We start from the raw sequence: 18,170 nt of genomic DNA, 5'->3' as shown, positions 1-18,170 counted from the left end.
CTCGACTTGCATGTGTTAGGCCTGCCGCCAGCGTTCAATCTGAGCCATGATCAAACTCTTCAATTAAAGATTTGATACTCAATGAATTGCTGAAGTGTTTGTGCACTTCGACAGTCATTGAAAAACACTATTTTTTTGTTTCTCAACCCTGCGAGTGCCCACACAGTTTGCTTGATAAGTTGTTAAAGAGCATTGACCGCTTTCGCTGGTCAGGGCTGCGTATTCTACGCAATCCTTGGTGTTCGTCAAGCGCTGAATCAAACTTAATGCCGTTCGTTTTCAACCCTTGTGACCGTGAGCGCCTTGCCCCGTGTCAGTGGATGCGCATTATAGGGACCGGCGGATTTTGCGCAAGGGATTTTTGCAAAGAAAAAAACCGTTCGCTCGGTTTTTAACCAATTGGTATTTTTGCACCCTTACTGACGCCATTTTTATCTAGGCTATAGAGGGTTGTTCATCCGGGAAGCAATCATTTACCGATGCCACCGATTGCCGGATGCAGGCTAGAGTACCTTAGGGTAAGATAGCGCCCCTTTTTTATCCCCCCTCTGCAGCTTGGAGAATTGAATGCCTTTTGCCCTCGGCCAGCGCTGGATTAGCGATACAGAAACCGATCTGGGGCTGGGAACCATAGTCGCCATCGATGTGCGCATGGTTACCATGCTATTTCCTGCCTGCGGTGAAAACCGCATGTACGCCAAGGATGATGCCCCCGTGACTCGGGTAATGTTTAATCCGGGTGATACCATCAGCAGCCATGAGGACTGGGAGCTGCAGGTTGAGTCGATAACAGAAGATAACGGCTTGCTGACCTACCATGGCATACGCCTGGATACCGAAGAGCCCTGTGCACTAAAAGAAACCTTTCTCAATCACTTTATCAAGCTGAACAAACCGCAGGAACGTCTGTTTGCTGGTCAGATAGATAAAATCGGCCGCTTTAACCTGCGCTACCAGGCCCTTACGCATCAGTTTGAGCAGCGCCGTTCGCCCCTGAGGGGCCTGGCCAGTGGCCGGATCAGCCTGATCCCCCACCAGCTGCATATAGCCAAGGAAGTGGGTAGCCGTTATGCCCCCCGGGTGTTGCTGGCCGACGAAGTCGGTCTGGGCAAGACCATAGAGGCCGGCATGATTATCCAGCAACAATGGCTGTCTGGTCGCGCCGCCCGTATCCTGATCCTGGTACCCGATGCACTTATCCACCAGTGGCTGGTGGAAATGCTGCGCCGTTTTAACCTGCATTTCTCGCTGTTCGACGAGGAGCGTTGTATCGAGGCGTTTGCCGACGCGGAAAACCCTTTCGATACCGAGCAGCTGATCCTGTGTAGCCTGGACTTTATTACCAAAAAGCGTAAACGCTTCGAGCAACTGCTGGACAGCGACTGGGATCTGCTGGTGGTCGATGAGGCTCACCATCTGGTGTGGGATCAGGACAAGCCCAGCCGTGCCTATGAAGTGGTCGAAGCCCTGGCCGAGCGAGTCCCCGGGGTATTGCTGTTGACCGCTACCCCAGACCAGCAGGGCCATGAAAGCCACTTTGCCCGCCTGCGCCTGCTCGATCAGGAACGCTTTTACGACTACCAAGCCTTTCTGACGGAAGAAGAATCCTATCAGCCCCTGGCGCGCGCCGCCGAAGACCTGCTGGCAGATCAACCGCTCGACAAGGAAGCGCTGGCCCGCCTGGCTCCTTTTATCGAAGAGCTGGAACAGGTGGATCTGAACAGCACCCAAGGCAAGCACGCCCTGCTCAGCCGCTTGCTGGACCGTCACGGTACCGGCCGCCTGCTGTTTCGTAACACCCGCCATGTGATCAAGGGGTTTCCGTCCCGCCAGCTGCACCTGTACAGCCTGCCGCTGCCGTCCCAATACCAGACTGCCATCCGGGTGGCCAACCTGATGGGCAACCATCAGGATATCGCTGCCCAGGCACTGCAGGCCCTGTATCCGGAAGAGATTTACCGCCAGTTTGAAGGTGGTGACAGCTCCTGGACCCAGTTCGACAGCCGGGTAGAGTGGTTGCTGGAGTTTACCAAGGCCAAGCGCAACGACAAGATCCTGGTGATTACCGCCAAGGCCGGCGTAGCCCTGGCGCTGGAGGATATTCTGCGCACCAAAGAAGGCATTCGGGGGACCGTGTTCCACGAAGGCATGTCGCTGCTGGAGCGGGACAAGGCCGCCGCCTACTTTGCCCAGATGGAAGGGGGTGCCCAGGTAATGATCTGCTCCGAAATCGGTTCGGAAGGACGCAATTTCCAGTTTGCCCACCAGCTGGTGCTGTTCGATTTGCCCTTGAACCCGGATCTGCTGGAACAGCGTATCGGCCGACTCGATCGCATCGGCCAGCAGCATAATATCGATATTCATGTTCCCTACCTGGAGGGCACTGCGCAACAGGCGCTGACGCTCTGGTATCACCAGGGCATGGACGCCTTCAGCAAACCCAATGCCGTCGGTCAGCCCGTGTATCAGCAGGTATCCGAGCAATTGTTATCCCTGCTGGCCGGCCATGGCCAGGATCAGGAGGCACTCGCGGCCCTGATTGCCGACACCCGTATGCTGGCCGAACAACTGAACAGTCAGATGGAACAGGGCCGGGACCGCCTGCTGGAACTGAATTCCAGTGGCGAGCTCCACAACCGGGACCTGGCCGCCAGCCTGGCGGAAGTGGATGAAGATCCCACGCTGGCCATCTTTGCTATCAAGCTGTTCGATGAAGTAGGTGTTCATCAGGACGACAGGGGTGAGAATGCGATCGTACTGCGCCCCACCGAGCAAATGCTGGTTTCCCACTTCCCGGGCTTGCCCGATGACGGCACCAGTATCACCTTTGACAGGAATACCGCCCTGAGCCGGGATGACCTGCAGTTTGTCAGCTGGGATCACCCGATGATCCGTGGCGGCATTGATCTGGTACTGGGCTCGGAAATCGGATCCACCTCGGTGGCGATTCTGAAAAACAAGGCGCTGCCGGTGGGAACCCAGTTCGTCGAGTTGATCTATGTGGCGGAGTCGGCACACCATGCCCAGCTCTACCGTTTTCTGCCCCCCGCCCCTATCCGTCTGCTGTTGGACAAAAACGGCAACGATCTGGCGGACAAGGTAGCCTTTGAATCCTTCGACCGCCAGCTCAGTGCGGTCAATCGCCACCTCGCCAGCAAGCTGGTCAATGCCTCCCAGACGGTAATCCATGGTCTGTTGCAGGCCGCCATTCCCATGGCCGAGCAACAAATGCAGGTGCTGGTGGAACAGGCACGGGCTCAGATGCAGGCATCCATCGGTGAGGAACTGGCCCGTTTGCAGGAACTCAGCCGGGTCAACCCCAATGTCCGAGAAAGCGAGCTGGTTCATCTGCAGGAGTTGCAAACCGAACTCGACAACCTGTTGAGCCATACCCGCTTAAAACTGGATGCCATCCGTTTTATCGTAGTCAGTCACCAGTAACCAGGGATCCGGCAGCATTATGGCTTTACTCCGTTATGATCCGCCCATGGATCCCCAGTTCGAGATCCTGTATCAGGACAACAGTATCATCGTACTCAACAAGCCCAGCGGCTTGCTGACGGTCCCGGGCCGCGAACGGGTGCATTGGGACAGCCTGTCGTTGCGGGTGCAAAGGGTGTTTCCTACCCTGCAGGTGGTCCACCGCCTGGATATGGCTACCTCGGGTGTGCTCGTCATGACGCTGCACCCCAAGGCCCACCGGGAACTGAGTCGCCAGTTTCGCGAGCGGGAAACCGCCAAGCGCTATTATGCCTGGGTCTATGGTCAGCCCGAACAGGACAGCGGCAGTGTCGATTTGCCACTGTCCTGTGACTGGCCAAACCGGCCCCGTCATATGGTCAACCTGGAGCAGGGCAAGCCAGCCCTGACCCACTGGCGCTGCCTGCGCAGGCTGCCCGAACGCAGCCTGCTCGAGCTGACGCCCATTACCGGCCGCTCCCATCAGTTGCGGGTACATATGCTGAGTATGGGACACCCGATCCTGGGCGATAATCTGTACGCTGAGGGTGCCGCCCTGGAGATGGCACCTCACCTGCAGCTGCATGCTGCCGAGCTGGGCTTCAAGCACCCCAGAACCAAGCAGTGGCTGCAGTTCAGTGCCCCGGCTCCCTTTACCCTGGAAGCCTGATGGCTGAATAACCGAAGGAACAGAGGATGAAACTGGCTTTTCTCGACACCGACACCCTGGCCCCGGGCATCCAGTTACGGCCGCCCGGCTTCGATCATCGGTGGCAGGGGTATGGGCATACCCCACCCGAGCAGGTACAGCAACGACTGGCAGATGTGGATATCGCCATCGTCAACAAGGTCAAGTTGAACCGGGAAACCCTGAGCGCCCTGCCCCGGCTCAGGCTGGTTGCCATCGCCGCCACCGGCAGTGACAATGTGGATCTGGCGGCCTGCCGTGAACTGGGGATCGCGGTCTGTAATATCCGCGACTACGCCAGGAACTCGGTCCCCGAGCATGTGCTGGCGCTGATCATGGCGCTTGGCCGTAACCTGTTGGCCTACCACAGCTCGGTGCAGGCCGGTCGCTGGCAGGAATCGGGACAGTTCTGCTACTTCGATTACCCGATCCGGGACCTGGCCGGGCAAACCCTGGGATTAATCGGCTACGGCACCATAGCCCGAGATGTGGAAAAGCTGGCCAGGGCCCTGGGAATGCAGGTCATGGTCGCGGCCCGTAAAGGGCAGGTCGCCGGCGCGGGCCGGGTTGAGTTCGATGAAGTCTTGGCCCGGGCGGACATCATCAGCCTGCATTGTCCGCTGAACGCCGATACCCGCCATCTGATAAGTACCCGTGAGTTTGAACTGATGCAGTCCCACACCCTGCTGATCAATGCCGGTCGCGGCGGCCTGGTGGATGAAGACGCCCTGCTCACCGCCCTCGACCAGCAACAGATAGGCGGAGCCGGCTTCGATGTGGTCAGTGAGGAGCCGCCGTCACCGACTCACCCGCTAATGAAGGCCGCCCGCCAATATTCCAACTTTATTCTCACTCCCCATGTGGCCTGGGCCAGCCAGGCTGCCATGCAGCGCCTGGCCGACCAGCTGATCGACAACATAGAGGCCTTTGTGGCCGGACGGGAGCAGAACCGGCTGGTTTAACGGCAGCTGGAAGCTGGAAGCTGGAAGCTGGAAGCTGGAAGCTGGAAGCCATAAAACGACAAACGCGGCTGTGAACACAACGCCGCGTTTGTCGTTCTTGCGCCATATGCTCGCTGTGCACACTTCTCACCGCAGCATCACCCATTAAACCGCCCATTCGGGCTAACACTGTTTCAGTTAAGGTGAGTCATCATCTACAAAGCCGACTGTTGGCATTATGGATGACACCACCGCCCCCCCAGGGATGGGTTTCGGCGTGTGGAGGAGGACTCTCTTTTTTTGCTTAAGTGAACAGTGTTACCCATGCGGGCTGCCTTCGGCTGCCAGCTGCAGGCTTGGCGCCTTGGTTCAGCGGATATTGCGTACCGTCTTGATGGTTTCCCATGCCTGCTGGATTTCCTGGGCCTTTTCCTTGGCCATTTCCATCATCTCTTTGGGCAGCCCCTGGGATACCAGTTTGTCCGGGTGATGCTTGGACATCTGCCGGCGATAGGCGCGCTTGACGGTATTATCGTCGGCCCCTGCTTCTACCTCCAGGATACGATAGGCATCCCGCAGCCGGTCTTCCGGTGCCTGGGTGTAGGCACCGGCCCCCGCTTGACCGCGCCCCTGGCGAAACATGTGCAGCTGCGCCTCGGCAAAGGCCAGCAAGCGTTCCAGCTCGGCAACGGAAAAGCCCAGTTCAGCGGCGATGGTATGCAGGATCTGTCGTTCGGCCGGATGCAGCTCGCCATCGGCAAACGCCAGCTGCAGCTGGACCTCCAGGAAAAAACGCAGCAGGTTCCGGCTGTTTCTCACCTGTCGGCGAAAACGGCGCAGGGTGTCATGCAGCGGAAAGTCCGCCGCCTTGCCTTCACGAAACGCCTGCTGCGCCTGAACTTTTTGCTCGCCCTGCAGGCGCATTTGTGCCATCAGGTGTTCTGCCAGCCGAATTTCCTGGCTCGACACCTGGCCGCTGGACTTGGCAATATGCCCCATGGTGGCAAAGGTGGCATACAAGAATTCGGTTTGGGCCCCCTGCCGACCCTGCCAGGCATTGGCCAGCTTTTTATCCACCAGATGACCCAGCCATAACCCCAGCAAGGCACCGGGAATATTGCCGATCAACAAACCGAACAGAAAACCAATCAACTTGCCTTTAATATGCGCCAACATCGAGTTATCCCATCATTGCATTTCAGTCGTCATGCCGCTGCCCGCGCAGCCCCATGCTGGCGCCGCGCAGGAAAGCCGAAACCGGCGGAAAACGCGTCATTCATGAACAGGATCCGCTTTAGAAAACGGCAGCAAGGCTGGGTCATAGTGCTGACGGCAAGAATGCATTATCATAGCCAGCTACCATAAAGTAATGACACCAAAAGCTCAACCAAGCTGAGCCCCGGAACACAGACCGGTGTCGCCAAGACCAGTGGATGCGAGCGCTAACAAATGAAAATACGGATTATCGGCTTTCCCCTTGTGTTATTTACCGGCCTGACTCCCGCGTTAACCCAGGCGCAGACACCAGAAGATGAGACACCCTTTTCATTCAGCCGCTGTTTCGGTCATGTGCCTCAGCGTATCGATGCCCCCGCCAATGCCAACCAGGCCCCCATCGAAGTAACAGCAGATAACCTGGAAGCTACCCGGGACGGCAAAATCAGGTACCGGGGTGAGGTAAATGTTACACAGGCCCATCGTACCTTTCGGGCCGATTACGCCGAGCTCGACCAGCAAAGCCGGGATGTGCAGGCCGAAGGTAACATTCGTTATTCCGACGGCAGCATTACCGTGCGCAGCGACCAGACCCTGACCTCCAACCTGGACAACAAGGACACAACCCTGGAACAGGCCCGCTACCAGCTGCATGGCAATCCGGGACGGGGTGGCGCCGAGCAGGTACGGATGACGAATAATACCAATAAGGTAGCACTCGATGGCGCCAGCTATACCACCTGTCCCCCGGGGGAAGAGGTCTGGGAATTGCGCGCAAGCGAAGTCAGGGTGGAACAGGACCAGGTATTCGGCGAAGCCTGGAATACGGTGCTGTGGGTCAAGGAAGTGCCGGTTTTCTACTTTCCCTACTTCAAGTTCCCGGTGAAAGACCAGCGGCAAAGTGGCTTCCTGTACCCGACCCTGGACATCAGCAGCGATAACGGCACCGATGTCAGCCTGCCTTACTACTGGAACATAGCCCCCAACTACGATGCCACCTATACCCCGCGCTACATGAGCGAACGGGGCCTGATGAGCCAGCTGGAATTACGCTATATGCCCGTAAAGGGACAGACTGGCGCCTTGTATGGCGAGTATCTGGGCAGCGATGACAGCCTGGTCAACACCGAGCTGGAAGATACCTCACGCTGGTTGTTCAACTGGCAACACAATGCTCGTTTCGATGCCGAGAGCCATTGGCGCGCCAGCGTTGACTATACCAAAGTCGCCGGCGGTGACTTCAACTATCTGGACGACTTTACCCCGCCGGTCGGGGTACTGGTCGATGACCAGCTGCTGCAATCCTTCCAGGGCGGCTATTACGACAGGGCCTGGCAACTGACGGCGGAAGTGCGCGATTACCAGGTGCTTAAACCCGATACCCTGGCCCCCTTTCAGCTGGTACCCAGCCTCGACCTGACCGGCTATCGGGGCTACGGCTGGTATGATCTCAGCCTGAACTCGGAACTGTCCCAGTTCAACAATGATCAGGCTGATGTATTTGAGGCCAGTCGCCTGCATATAGAACCCAGCGTTATCGTCTCCCTGATTGAAAAACCCGGTGGCCTGCTGACCGCCGAGGCCGGTGCCTACTACACCCACTTTGAACAGGACGTACCCGATACCCTGGCCCCCTATTATCAGGAACGAGGTTTCGTCAGCGACCGGCTCGATACCAGTGTCGACCGCCTGCTGCCCAAGCTCCGGGTCAGGGGCAACCTGGTATTCGATCGTGAAGCACAATGGTTCGAACAGGCATTCACTCAGACCCTGGAGCCCCAGCTCCAGTACCTGTATGTGCCCTACACCGACCAGGACAATATCGGCCTGTATGACACCACCGATATGAGCCAGGATTACTACCAGCTGTTCAGCGAACGACGCTTTGCCGGCCTGGACAGGATAAGCGATGCCAATCAGGTGACAGCCGGTTTTACCAGCCGCATCTATGACCCGCTCGGTACCGAGCGGCTGCGACTGGCCCTGGCCCAGACCTATAACTTTGTCTCCCCCCGGGTCGGACTGCTGCCCACCGATACCCCCGGCGAGGTCAAGCGCTCTTTCCTGACCTTCGAGGGCGATGCCAATCTGGACGGCAACTGGTTTGTCCATGCCTCGGCCCAACAGGATACCAGCGAACAACAACTGGCCTCGGGCAACATTACCCTGGAATACAACGAGCTGGGCAAGCTGGCCCAGATAGGTTTCCGTCACCTGAATCAGGAATATTTTCAGGATACCAGCCTGGAAAACGATCTGAACCAACTGGGCGGCACTTTTTCCTGGCCACTGGATCCCCAGTGGCGCATGATCGGCGGCTATTACCGGGATATTGAACTCAATCGCAATATCGATACTCTGATAGGACTGCGCTATGACTCCTGCTGCTGGGCTGTCAGCCTGACCTGGGAGCAATGGCAAAAAACGGACAAGCTGGTCAACCAGGTAAACCAGGAAACCAGCATCGGCCTGCGCTTTGAACTGAAAGGCCTGAGCTCCCTCGGCGCCGGCAACGGTGACTTCGGACCAGGCTCCCAGTTACTGCCCTACTATCGTCCGTTTAACCTTAATAACTAATTCATACTGTGCACAGGACCTGTCATGAAGAAAAGATGTAAACAACTGCTCATCGCCGCCGGGCTGGGTCTGGCCACCCTAACCAGTCAGGCGGTCGAGCTGCTGGACAAGGTAGTGGCCGTGGTCAACCAGGACGTGGTACTGGAAAGCGAGTTGACCAAGCTGGTCGACCAGGTCAAGCGTAGTGCCGTCACCGCCGGCCAGCCTCTACCCGATGATCACAAGTTGCGTAAACAGGCCCTCGATCGACTGATTATGGAAAGCCTGCAGCTGCAGCAGGCCGAGCTGCTCGGACTTCGCATTTCCGATACCCAGCTGGAACAAGCCATCGGCAATATTGCCAAGGGAGAAGGCAAAACTCTCACCCAGTTTCGCAACGATCTGGCCCGCCAGGGCCTTTCCTATGCCCAGTTCCGCACCCAGGTACGCAATGAAATCCTGATGAGCGAACTGGCCCGCAACCAGGTACGCCGCCGGATCAATGTTTCCGATCAGGAAGTCAAACAGGTAGTGCGAATGCTCAAGGAACAGGGCCAAAGCAACACCCGCTACCGGGTCGGCAATATACTGCTGTCCCTGCCAACCGACCCCTCGAGTGAGCAGCTGCGTACCGCCAGTGCCCAGGCCGAAAAGCTGATAGCCCAGCTACGTCAGGGTGCCGACTTCCGCCAGCTGGCTATCAGCCACAGTACCGGCCCCAAGGCCTTGGAAGGGGGAGACTGGGGCATGATGACCATCAATGAAATGCCCTCCCTGTTCAGCGAGGCCGTGAAGAGCCACGACAAGGGTGATATCATTGGTCCCATGCGCTCCGGCGCCGGGCTGCACATATTGACCATCTTTGACCTCGAAAGAGACGACAGCCAAAAGATACAGGCGGTGGAGGTCAAGGCCCGGCATATTCTGATCAAACCGTCGATCATCATGAGTGAAGAAAAGGCCCAGTCCATGCTGGCCGGCTTTGCCGAGTCCATTCGGAGCGGGCAAGCCACCATGGCCAGCCTGGCCGAGCAATATTCTGAAGATCCCGGCTCGGCGATAAACGGTGGTGATCTCGGCTGGGCAGCCCCGGAAATGTATGTCAGCACGTTCCGCGACACCGTCAATCAGCTTGAAGTAGGACAATTGAGCGAGCCATTCCGCTCAGAGCATGGTTGGCACCTGGTGCGGCTTGACGACAGGCGAGTCCTGGATGCAACTGAACAAGCCACCGAGCAAAGGGCATACCAGTTAATTTTCAATCGTCGCTTTAACGAAGAGGTGCAGACCTGGCTGGATGAGCTGAGGGATGAGGCCTATATACGTATTGTCGACGCCAACTTATCTAACGGTGAACTGTGATTTGTAGACGCATAGCGATAACACCCGGCGAACCCGCCGGCATCGGCCCCGAGCTGATGCTGGCCCTCGCCGAACAAAGCTGGCCCGTTGAGCTGGTGGTAATTGCCGATCCCGAGCTGTTACAGAGCCGGGCCCAGGCCCTGGGCAAGTCCTTGGTCTTGCTGCCCTATAACCCGGAACAGGAACCCAGGCCCCAGGCCGCCGGTACCCTGACCATAGCCCCGGTCCGCCTGGCCAGGGCTTCCATCCCCGGACAGCTGGACGAGGCCAATGGCCTCTATGTTCTGGAAACCCTGAAGCGGGCCTCCGACGGCAATATGTCCGGCGAATTTGATGCCGTGGTTACCGGTCCGGTCAACAAGGGCATCATCAACAAGGCCGGGGTTTCCTTCAGCGGGCACACCGAGTTCTTTGCCCACGAAGCCAACGTCCCGGATGTGGTCATGTTGCTGGCCACCCCCGGCCTGCGGGTGGCTCAGGTCACCACCCATATTCCATTGGCCTATGTGGCCAAAGCCATTACCCCGGATCGCCTGATCAAGATCACCCGGATCCTGCACAGCGAGCTGCAGAGCAAATTCGCCATTCCCAAGCCCCGTATCTATGTGTGCGGCCTCAACCCCCATGCGGGAGAAGACGGTCACCTGGGCCGGGAAGAGCTGGATATCATCATCCCAACCCTGGATGAGCTGCGCGCCGAGGGGATGGATCTGATCGGCCCGCTGTCATCCGATACCCTGTTCCAGGAAAAATACATGAAGGACGCCGATGCCTTCCTGGCCATGTACCATGACCAGGGGCTGCCGGTATTGAAATATATGGGCTTTGGCAAGGCGGTCAATATCACCCTGGGGCTGCCTTTTATCCGCACCTCGGTGGATCACGGCACAGCGCTTGAACTGGCCGGAACCGATAAAATCGATGCGGGCAGCATGCTGTGCGCCGTCAATCAAGCCATTGAGATGATAGAAAAACGCGATGAATAGTAAAGTTCACCAGGGGCACAAGGCCCGCAAGCGATTCGGACAGAATTTCCTGCACGACGACTACATTATCGATCAGATAGTCGGTGCCATTGCTCCCAGCGATGACTACACCATGGTCGAAATAGGCCCGGGCCTCGGCGCCCTGACCGGCCCGGTGTGCGACCGACTGAATAAGCTCAATGTCGTCGAGCTGGACCGTGATCTGGCAGCCCGTCTGGCAGCCAACCCCTTCCTGCAGGACAAGCTTAATATACATCAGGCCGATGCCATGAAGTTTGATTTTGCCAGCCTGCTCGAGCCCGGCAAAAAGCTGAAGGTGTTTGGCAACCTGCCCTACAACATCTCCACCCAGCTGATGTTCCACCTGTTTGAATTCGCGCCGGTCATCGCCGATATGCACTTTATGCTGCAAAAAGAAGTGGTCAAGCGACTGTCGGCCGGACCCGGCAGCAAGGCATACGGTCGTCTGAGCGTGATGGCACAATACTACTGTGAAGTGGTGCCGGTGCTGGAAGTCGGACCCGAAGCCTTCAAGCCGGCTCCCAAGGTGGATTCCGCCGTGGTGAAATTGCTGCCCTATGAACAGCCGCCGTTCCCCGCAAAGCGCATCGATTGCCTGTCGCGGGTCACCGCCGATGCCTTCGGCCAGCGTCGCAAGACCATCCGCAACAGCCTTCAGCACCTGTTCAGTCCGGAGCAATTGACCGCACTGGGTCTGGATCCCTCACTCCGCCCGGAAAACCTGAGTGTCGCCCAATACGTAGCCATGGCCAATGCCCTGGCCCAGCAGAAGGAATAACCATGGAGCCCACCGCCATCCAGATTACCACGGTTCCCCATTACCTGGCCGAACGCTCCGCGCCCGATGAACAGCACTATGTGTTTGCCTATACCATTACCGTCAAGAATACCGGTCCACAAAGGGTTCAGTTGATGGGACGTCGCTGGGTGATCACCGATGGCAATGGCAAGATCATGGAAGTGGAAGGCAGTGGGGTCGTGGGTGAACAACCGCTGATCCCGCCAGGCTCTCAATACACCTATACCAGCGGTGTCAGCCTGGAAACCCCCTTCGGCGTGATGGAAGGCAGTTACACCATGCTCCTGGACGATGGCCGCGAGTTCCAGGCGCCGATAGATCCCTTCCGGCTGGCCTTGCCCAATATCATCAACTGATGGCCACCTATATTGTCGGTGATCTGCAGGGTTGCCTGAGAGAACTCGAGATGTTGTTGGCCCAGGTCGCCTTCAACCCCAGCCGGGATCAACTCTGGCTGACCGGGGATCTGGTGGCTCGTGGCCCCGACTCCCTGGGGTGTTTACGGCGGGTGATGGCCCTCGGCAATGCGGCGGTGACTGTGCTTGGTAATCATGACCTGCACCTGCTGGCCATTGCCCACGGCATAGGCAAACCCAAGCCCAGTGATAAGATTACCGCCATCCTCCATGCCGCCGACCGGGCCGACTTGCTTGACTGGCTCAGGCATCAGCCCCTGCTGGCCGAGCACGAATACCATGGCTTTGTGATGACCCATGCCGGCATTCCTCCCCAGTGGGACCTGGACCAGGCCAGGGCTTCGGCCCGCATGGCCGAAGCCGAGTTGCAGTCTCCCCGGTACAGACAGCGACTACAGCAGATGTATGGCAACCAGCCCGATCTGTGGCGGCAGGACCTGCCCGCCACGGAGCAGCTGCGTTACAGCATCAATGCCTTTACCCGCATGCGCCTCTGCTATCCCGACGGCCGGCTGGACTTTGAAAACAAGGCAACCCTGGCCTCGGCACCGCAGCAGCTGCGCCCCTGGTTCGAGCTCAGGACAGGCTATCAGGATCCCCCTCTGGTATTTGGCCACTGGGCGGCGCTGGAAGGCCGTTGTGACACAGCCGGTATCCATGCCCTGGATACCGGCTGTGTCTGGGGAGGGAGCTTGACCCTGTTGTGCTGGGAAACCGGGGAGCGCCTGGTTAGCCCCTGCCCGGTTTATGCCGGCTGACGCTCCAATACCTGAAAGCGGCATTCATACTGATTGCGTTCATCGGCCGGCTGCACCTGCTCCGCGGTTAACCGCCATTCATCCCCGACCGGCGGGAAGTAGGTATCGCCATCCACACTGGCTGAGATACGGGTCAGATACAGACGCCGGGCCAGGGGCATAAACGCCCGGTAGAGCTGCCCTCCCCCGATGACCATCACCTCCGGCTCGCCGTCCAGCAAGGCCAGCGCGGCAGACGGCGACGACACCAGCTCGGTGCCCGCCGGCGCCTCGTGCAGGCTACTGCTGACTATGATATTGCGCCGCCCGGGCAGCGGCCTGCCGATGGAGGCAAAGGTATTGCGCCCCATCACCACCGGCTTGCCCATGGTGACTCGTTTAAAATAGGCCAAATCGGCGGGCAGGTGCCAGGGCATGGCGTTGTCCTTGCCAATCACATTGTCCCGGGTCATGGCCACGATTAACGACACTGACATGGCTTACTCCCGGGTGTAGATGACGTGGCCGTCGTCTTCTTCGTCGTCCCAGTCGTCATCGTCGTCATCCAGCTCGTCAGCATCGACCTCGGACAGCTTGGCCTGATGGTATTCGTCCCATTTGAAATTGACCGGCTCCTGCGCTTCCTGCAGCTCCTGCTCGGTACGGGGATGCTCTTCCAGAAAAGCCATCAGTTCCTGGGTCAAGGCCTTGGTCCCTTCTTTACTCAGGGCACAAATCTTGTGCACCGGCCCTTGCCAATCCAGGGCGGTCACGACCCGCTCGATAATCTCGTCGATTTCTTCTTCCAGCACCAGATCCAGCTTGTTGAACACCAGCCACCTGGGCTTGTCCGCCAGCGTTTCACTGTAATTTTCCAGTTCATTGATGATGATCTGGGCATTATCGGCCGGGTCCGAGCCGTCTATCGGCAGGACATCCACCAGATGCAGCAACACCCGGCAACGTTCCAGGTGCTTGAGGAAACGGATCCCCAGGCCGGCGCCATCGGCGGCCCCTTCAATCAACCCCGGGATATCGGCAACCACAAAGCTCTGCTGGCCATCGCAACGCACTACGCCCAGGTTGGGAACCAGGGTGGTAAAGGGATAGTCGGCAACCTTGGGTTTGGCCGCGGACACAGAGCGAATGAATGTGGATTTACCCGCATTGGGCAGGCCCAGCAGCCCCACATCCGCCAGCAGCATCAGCTCCAGTATCAGGTTGCGCACCTCTCCGGGCGTGCCGTTGGTTTTCTTGCGCGGCGCCCGGTTTACCGAAGTCTTGAAGCGGGTATTGCCCAGGCCATGAAAACCGCCCTTGGCGACCAGCAGCTTCTGACCGTGACGGGTCAGATCGCCCAGGATTTCACCGGTCATTTCATCACGAACCCGTGTACCGACCGGCACGGTCAGCACCTTGTCTTTGCCCCGCCTGCCGGTGCAGTTAGCCCCCCGACCATTTTCACCCCGCTCAGCCTGGTGAAAACGCTCAAAGTGGTAATCGATCAAGGTATTCTGGTTCTCGTCGGCCAGCAGGTACAGATCGCCGCCATCACCGCCATCACCGCCATCGGGCCCCCCATTGGGAATATATTTTTCACGGCGGAAGCCGATACAACCGTTACCACCATCACCGGCCTGAACCTTGATCTCTGCTTCATCGACAAACTTCATTTCGAGCTTTCTCCCGTTTACATTCTGATCCTAGTATAACCAACCAGAATCACGGCTTTACATAAAGCAAAAGCCCCGCCAATGGCGGGGCTTTTGTAACGTGCTGCTTGTAACTTACTCGGCTACAATGCTGACGTATTTGCGGTTTTTGGGGCCTTTCACCTCAAACTTCACCTTGCCTTCGGCTTTGGCGAACAGGGTGTGATCTTTACCCAAACCTACGTTGTCACCGGCGTGGAACTTGGTGCCGCGCTGACGAACGATGATGTTGCCCGCCAGGACAGACTCACCGCCGAAGCGCTTGACGCCGAGACGTTTACTTTCTGAATCGCGACCGTTACGAGTTGAACCGCCTGCTTTTTTATGTGCCATGGAACTAAACTCCCCTCTTAGGCGCTGATACCAGTGATTTTCACTTCAGTGAACCACTGACGGTGACCCTGCTGTTTGCGAGAGTGCTTACGACGACGGAACTTGACAATCTTGACTTTCTTGCCACGACCGTGGTTAACGACTTCGGCCGTTACCTTGCCGCCATCAACGTAAGGGACACCTACTGTTACGTTTTCACCTTGGGCAACCATCAGCACCTTGTCAAATTCGACAGAGGCGCCGGTTTCTACGTCCAGTTTCTCCAGACGAATAACTTGGCCTTCGGCTACACGGTGCTGTTTTCCGCCGCTTTGGATTACCGCGTACATGTTTTTAACTCCGAAATATGGCACTAAACTCCCCCTTGGGGATGTGCACTAAAACTGTTCTACAATGGCCGCGAATTGTACGCAAATTGATCCCCTTAGACAAGGGTAGAATCGGAAAAATATCATCCTCTTCCGCTTTCTGTTGACCACAGTGCTATGCGCGTTTAACCCTTTGCCAAATCGTGTAAAATCCTATCACTAATCGCTTTGGACTGCATCGCCCGGCTTTACCTTTATGATAGATATCAATGCAATAAAAAAACTGACCGACCTGGATATGCAGTCGGTCAACAGCCTCATCATGTCTCGCCTGCAATCTGACGTGGCGTTAATCAATCAACTGGGCTATTACATCGTCAGTGCGGGGGGCAAGCGTATGCGCCCCATGTTGACCGTGCTGGCTGCCCGGGCACTGGGCTATGAGGGCGAAGACCACATCAAGCTGGCAGCCCTGCTCGAGTTTATTCATACCTCGACCCTGTTACATGACGATGTGGTGGACGAGTCGGATTTGCGCCGGGGCCGGGATACCGCCAACGCCCTGTTCGGCAATGCCGCCAGTGTGCTGGTCGGCGACTTTCTCTATACCCGCTCCTTCCAGATGATGACCGAACTCAACAGCATGCGCATCATGCAGCTGCTCAGCGAAGCCACCAATATCATCGCCGAAGGTGAGGTCCTGCAGCTAATGAACTGTAACGACCCGGACACCACCGAAGACAGCTATATGCAGGTAATCTACTGCAAGACCGCCAAGCTGTTCGAAGCGGCAACCCGCCTGGCGGCAGTGCTGACCCACCAACCACCGGAAGTGGAACAGGCCATGCTGGACTATGGCAAGTACCTGGGCACCGCCTTCCAGCTGGTGGATGACATCATGGATTACAGTTCGGATGCCGGTGATATGGGCAAGAATGTGGGTGATGATCTGGCCGAAGGCAAACCCACCCTGCCGCTGTTACGGGCCATGGCAGTCGGCACCCCGTCCCAGCGGGACCGTATCCGTGATGCCATCGCCAACCGGACCGGCATGGATCACCTGACAGAGATCATGGAGATCCTGAGCGACACCCGCGCCCTGGAATACTGTGAACAGCGAGCGCGGGCCGAAGCCGACAAGGCGATCGCCAGCCTGGCCATACTCCCCGATTCCGAACACAAGAGCGCGCTGACGGCCCTTGCCCACATGGCGGTCGAGCGGACCAGCTAGGTAACGGAACAGCGCCCGTCCAGGCGCTGTGCGCCAGGTCTGGCGCACAAACAAAAATGCCAGTCGAACGACTGGCATTTTTTATCCGTTAAGCCGGGATCAGACTTCGAACGGATGGCGCAGTATCATGGTCTCGCCACGATCCGGGCCGGTAGAGATAATATCAACCGGGATCCCGGTCACTTCTTCCAGGCGCTTGATATAGTTACGGGCCGCCTGGGGCAGGCCTTCGACCGTGGTAACACCGAAGGTGTTATCGCTCCAACCGGGCATGGACTCATATACCGGCGTGACGGTTTCGTAACCTTCCGCCGCCATCGGCGGTACATCACGTACCGTACCGTCGGGCATCTGGTAGCCAATGCAGATCTTCACTTCTTCCAGGCCGTCCAGTACATCCAGTTTGGTCAGGCAGAAACCGGAAATGGAGTTGACCTGGATGGCGCGTTTCATCGCTACCGCATCAAACCAGCCGGTACGACGTTTACGGCCGGTAGTGGCACCAAACTCGTTGCCTTTCACGCCCAGGTGTTCGCCCACACCATCAAATAGCTCGGTGGGGAAAGGACCCGAGCCAACACGGGTGGTATAGGCCTTGACGATACCCAGCACATAATCCAGGTAGCAGGGACCAAAGCCGGAGCCGGTCGCCACGCCACCGGCGGTGGTGTTGGATGAGGTCACATAGGGATAGGTACCATGATCGATGTCCAGCAAGGTGCCCTGGGCTCCTTCAAACATGATCTTTTCACCCCGGATACGAGCCTGGTCCAGCATATCTGTGACATCGACCACCATACTGGTAAGCAGTTCGGCATAGCCCCGGGCCTGCTCCAGCACCTCGTCGTAGGAAACCGCTTCAGCGCCATAAAAACCGGTCAGCTGGAAGTTGTAGTACTCCACCACTTCTTTCAGTTTTTCGGCAAAGCTGGTCATGTTGAACAGATCCCCGACACGCAGACCGCGACGGGCAACCTTGTCTTCATAGGCGGGGCCTATGCCACGGCCCGTGGTACCGATGGCTTTCGCGCCACGGGCTTTTTCCCTGGCGACATCCATGGCCACATGGTAGGGCAGGATCAGGGGGCAGGCTTCGCTCAATACCAGGCGCTCCTTGACAGGAACCCCATTGGCTTCGAGTCCGGCCATTTCCTTCAACAGGGCATCCGGAGACAGTACTACACCGTTGGCGATGATGCAGGTGCAGTTATCACGCAGTATGCCTGAGGGGATCAGATGCAGAACCGTCTTCTTACCATCAATCACCAGGGTATGACCGGCATTGTGGCCTCCCTGATAGCGTACGACATAACGGGCTTTGTCAGTCAGCAGATCGACGACCTTGCCCTTGCCTTCATCACCCCATTGGGTGCCTAGTACAACAACGTTTTGTCCCATTTTCACTA

Annotated in this window: 16 protein-coding genes and 1 rRNA gene; 10 read left to right on the top strand and 7 right to left on the bottom strand. The window is 57.6% G+C overall.

Annotation, left to right across the window (positions count from 1 at the left end; all coding sequences use genetic code 11):
- Window positions 1–66, bottom strand: a 16S ribosomal RNA gene (locus tag DCS96_RS17390); the annotation flags it as partial.
- A gap of 501 nt (window positions 67–567) precedes the next feature.
- Between DCS96_RS17390 and rapA the strand changes: the two genes are divergently transcribed.
- From rapA to DCS96_RS17375, 3 genes are read left to right on the top strand one after another with little or no spacing between them, the layout of a single operon-like run.
- On the top strand, window positions 568–3,441 hold the full coding sequence (rapA, locus tag DCS96_RS17385) for an RNA polymerase-associated protein RapA (protein WP_116475674.1): 2,874 nt from the start codon (window positions 568–570) through the stop codon (window positions 3,439–3,441).
- A 19-nt stretch (window positions 3,442–3,460) separates the two neighbouring features.
- Window positions 3,461–4,129, top strand: coding sequence for an RluA family pseudouridine synthase (locus DCS96_RS17380; protein WP_116475673.1), 669 nt, complete (start codon window positions 3,461–3,463; stop codon window positions 4,127–4,129).
- 26 nt (window positions 4,130–4,155) lie between these two features.
- Entirely contained in the window at window positions 4,156–5,109 is a 954-nt protein-coding gene (locus DCS96_RS17375; RefSeq protein ID WP_116475672.1) for a D-2-hydroxyacid dehydrogenase, read from the top strand.
- A gap of 348 nt (window positions 5,110–5,457) precedes the next feature.
- Here the strand turns inward: DCS96_RS17375 and djlA are convergent, their stop codons facing one another.
- Window positions 5,458–6,264 (bottom strand): co-chaperone DjlA, encoded by an 807-nt coding sequence (gene djlA / locus DCS96_RS17365; RefSeq protein WP_116475670.1) that lies wholly within the window; start codon window positions 6,262–6,264, stop codon window positions 5,458–5,460.
- A gap of 273 nt (window positions 6,265–6,537) precedes the next feature.
- Here djlA and lptD point away from each other — a divergent pair, with 273 nt between their 5' ends.
- From lptD to DCS96_RS17335, 6 genes are read left to right on the top strand one after another with little or no spacing between them, the layout of a single operon-like run.
- Window positions 6,538–8,880: an LPS assembly protein LptD gene (gene lptD / locus DCS96_RS17360; RefSeq protein WP_116475669.1), complete on the top strand. Its 2,343-nt coding sequence runs from the start codon at window positions 6,538–6,540 to the stop codon at window positions 8,878–8,880.
- 24 nt (window positions 8,881–8,904) lie between these two features.
- The gene (surA, locus tag DCS96_RS17355; protein ID WP_116475668.1) at window positions 8,905–10,221 is read left to right on the top strand and encodes a peptidylprolyl isomerase SurA; all 1,317 of its coding nucleotides are present in this window, start codon (window positions 8,905–8,907) and stop codon (window positions 10,219–10,221) included.
- Complete coding sequence (pdxA, locus tag DCS96_RS17350; protein WP_116475667.1) at window positions 10,218–11,207, top strand: 4-hydroxythreonine-4-phosphate dehydrogenase PdxA; 990 nt, start codon at window positions 10,218–10,220, stop codon at window positions 11,205–11,207. Before surA ends, pdxA begins: the two co-directional genes overlap by 4 nt.
- Complete coding sequence (gene rsmA, locus DCS96_RS17345; RefSeq protein WP_116475666.1) at window positions 11,200–12,006, top strand: 16S rRNA (adenine(1518)-N(6)/adenine(1519)-N(6))-dimethyltransferase RsmA; 807 nt, start codon at window positions 11,200–11,202, stop codon at window positions 12,004–12,006. Before pdxA ends, rsmA begins: the two co-directional genes overlap by 8 nt.
- A 2-nt stretch (window positions 12,007–12,008) precedes the next feature.
- Complete coding sequence (gene apaG / locus DCS96_RS17340) at window positions 12,009–12,383, top strand: Co2+/Mg2+ efflux protein ApaG (protein ID WP_116475665.1); 375 nt, start codon at window positions 12,009–12,011, stop codon at window positions 12,381–12,383.
- Complete coding sequence (locus DCS96_RS17335) at window positions 12,383–13,201, top strand: symmetrical bis(5'-nucleosyl)-tetraphosphatase (RefSeq protein WP_116475664.1); 819 nt, start codon at window positions 12,383–12,385, stop codon at window positions 13,199–13,201. The genes apaG and DCS96_RS17335 overlap by 1 nt, the downstream gene beginning before the upstream one ends.
- On the opposite strand, the gene folA is transcribed toward DCS96_RS17335, so the two are convergent.
- From folA to rplU, 4 genes are all read right to left on the bottom strand, one after another.
- Entirely contained in the window at window positions 13,189–13,677 is a 489-nt protein-coding gene (gene folA, locus DCS96_RS17330) for a type 3 dihydrofolate reductase (protein ID WP_116475663.1), read from the bottom strand. The two genes, DCS96_RS17335 and folA, sit on opposite strands and share 13 nt — an antisense overlap.
- Window positions 13,678–13,680: 3 nt before the next feature.
- Window positions 13,681–14,853, bottom strand: a complete 1,173-nt coding sequence (cgtA, locus tag DCS96_RS17325; protein ID WP_116475662.1) for an Obg family GTPase CgtA — start codon at window positions 14,851–14,853, stop codon at window positions 13,681–13,683.
- Window positions 14,854–14,967: 114 nt separating this feature from the next.
- Entirely contained in the window at window positions 14,968–15,225 is a 258-nt protein-coding gene (gene rpmA / locus DCS96_RS17320) for a 50S ribosomal protein L27 (protein WP_116475661.1), read from the bottom strand.
- Between the two features lie 17 nt (window positions 15,226–15,242).
- Window positions 15,243–15,554: a 50S ribosomal protein L21 gene (gene rplU, locus DCS96_RS17315; protein WP_116475660.1), complete on the bottom strand. Its 312-nt coding sequence runs from the start codon at window positions 15,552–15,554 to the stop codon at window positions 15,243–15,245.
- A 235-nt stretch (window positions 15,555–15,789) separates the two neighbouring features.
- On the opposite strand from rplU, the gene ispB reads away from it, so the two are divergent.
- Window positions 15,790–16,764 (top strand): octaprenyl diphosphate synthase, encoded by a 975-nt coding sequence (ispB, locus tag DCS96_RS17310; RefSeq protein ID WP_116475659.1) that lies wholly within the window; start codon window positions 15,790–15,792, stop codon window positions 16,762–16,764.
- Window positions 16,765–16,863: 99 nt separating this feature from the next.
- On the opposite strand, the gene DCS96_RS17305 is transcribed toward ispB, so the two are convergent.
- Entirely contained in the window at window positions 16,864–18,162 is a 1,299-nt protein-coding gene (locus DCS96_RS17305; RefSeq protein WP_116475658.1) for an adenylosuccinate synthase, read from the bottom strand.
- Window positions 18,163–18,170: the final 8 nt, after the last annotated feature.

This window comes from Zobellella maritima (assembly GCF_003075035.1).
Classification (GTDB): Bacteria; Pseudomonadota; Gammaproteobacteria; order Enterobacterales; family Aeromonadaceae; genus Oceanimonas; species Oceanimonas maritima.
The sequence above is the reverse complement of the archived record's forward strand: the minus strand, read 5'-3'. Positions and strand labels throughout refer to the sequence as shown.

Coding starts and splice junctions, on each gene's coding strand:
- rapA (WP_116475674.1), top strand. CDS start 568: ATGCCTTTTGCCCTCGGCCAGCGCTGGATTAGCGATACAGAAACCGAT.
- DCS96_RS17380 (WP_116475673.1), top strand. CDS start 3,461: ATGGCTTTACTCCGTTATGATCCGCCCATGGATCCCCAGTTCGAGATC.
- DCS96_RS17375 (WP_116475672.1), top strand. CDS start 4,156: ATGAAACTGGCTTTTCTCGACACCGACACCCTGGCCCCGGGCATCCAG.
- djlA (WP_116475670.1), bottom strand. CDS start 6,264: ATGTTGGCGCATATTAAAGGCAAGTTGATTGGTTTTCTGTTCGGTTTG.
- lptD (WP_116475669.1), top strand. CDS start 6,538: ATGAAAATACGGATTATCGGCTTTCCCCTTGTGTTATTTACCGGCCTG.
- surA (WP_116475668.1), top strand. CDS start 8,905: ATGAAGAAAAGATGTAAACAACTGCTCATCGCCGCCGGGCTGGGTCTG.
- rsmA (WP_116475666.1), top strand. CDS start 11,200: ATGAATAGTAAAGTTCACCAGGGGCACAAGGCCCGCAAGCGATTCGGA.
- apaG (WP_116475665.1), top strand. CDS start 12,009: ATGGAGCCCACCGCCATCCAGATTACCACGGTTCCCCATTACCTGGCC.
- DCS96_RS17335 (WP_116475664.1), top strand. CDS start 12,383: ATGGCCACCTATATTGTCGGTGATCTGCAGGGTTGCCTGAGAGAACTC.
- folA (WP_116475663.1), bottom strand. CDS start 13,677: ATGTCAGTGTCGTTAATCGTGGCCATGACCCGGGACAATGTGATTGGC.
- cgtA (WP_116475662.1), bottom strand. CDS start 14,853: ATGAAGTTTGTCGATGAAGCAGAGATCAAGGTTCAGGCCGGTGATGGT.
- rpmA (WP_116475661.1), bottom strand. CDS start 15,225: ATGGCACATAAAAAAGCAGGCGGTTCAACTCGTAACGGTCGCGATTCA.
- rplU (WP_116475660.1), bottom strand. CDS start 15,554: ATGTACGCGGTAATCCAAAGCGGCGGAAAACAGCACCGTGTAGCCGAA.
- ispB (WP_116475659.1), top strand. CDS start 15,790: ATGATAGATATCAATGCAATAAAAAAACTGACCGACCTGGATATGCAG.
- DCS96_RS17305 (WP_116475658.1), bottom strand. CDS start 18,162: ATGGGACAAAACGTTGTTGTACTAGGCACCCAATGGGGTGATGAAGGC.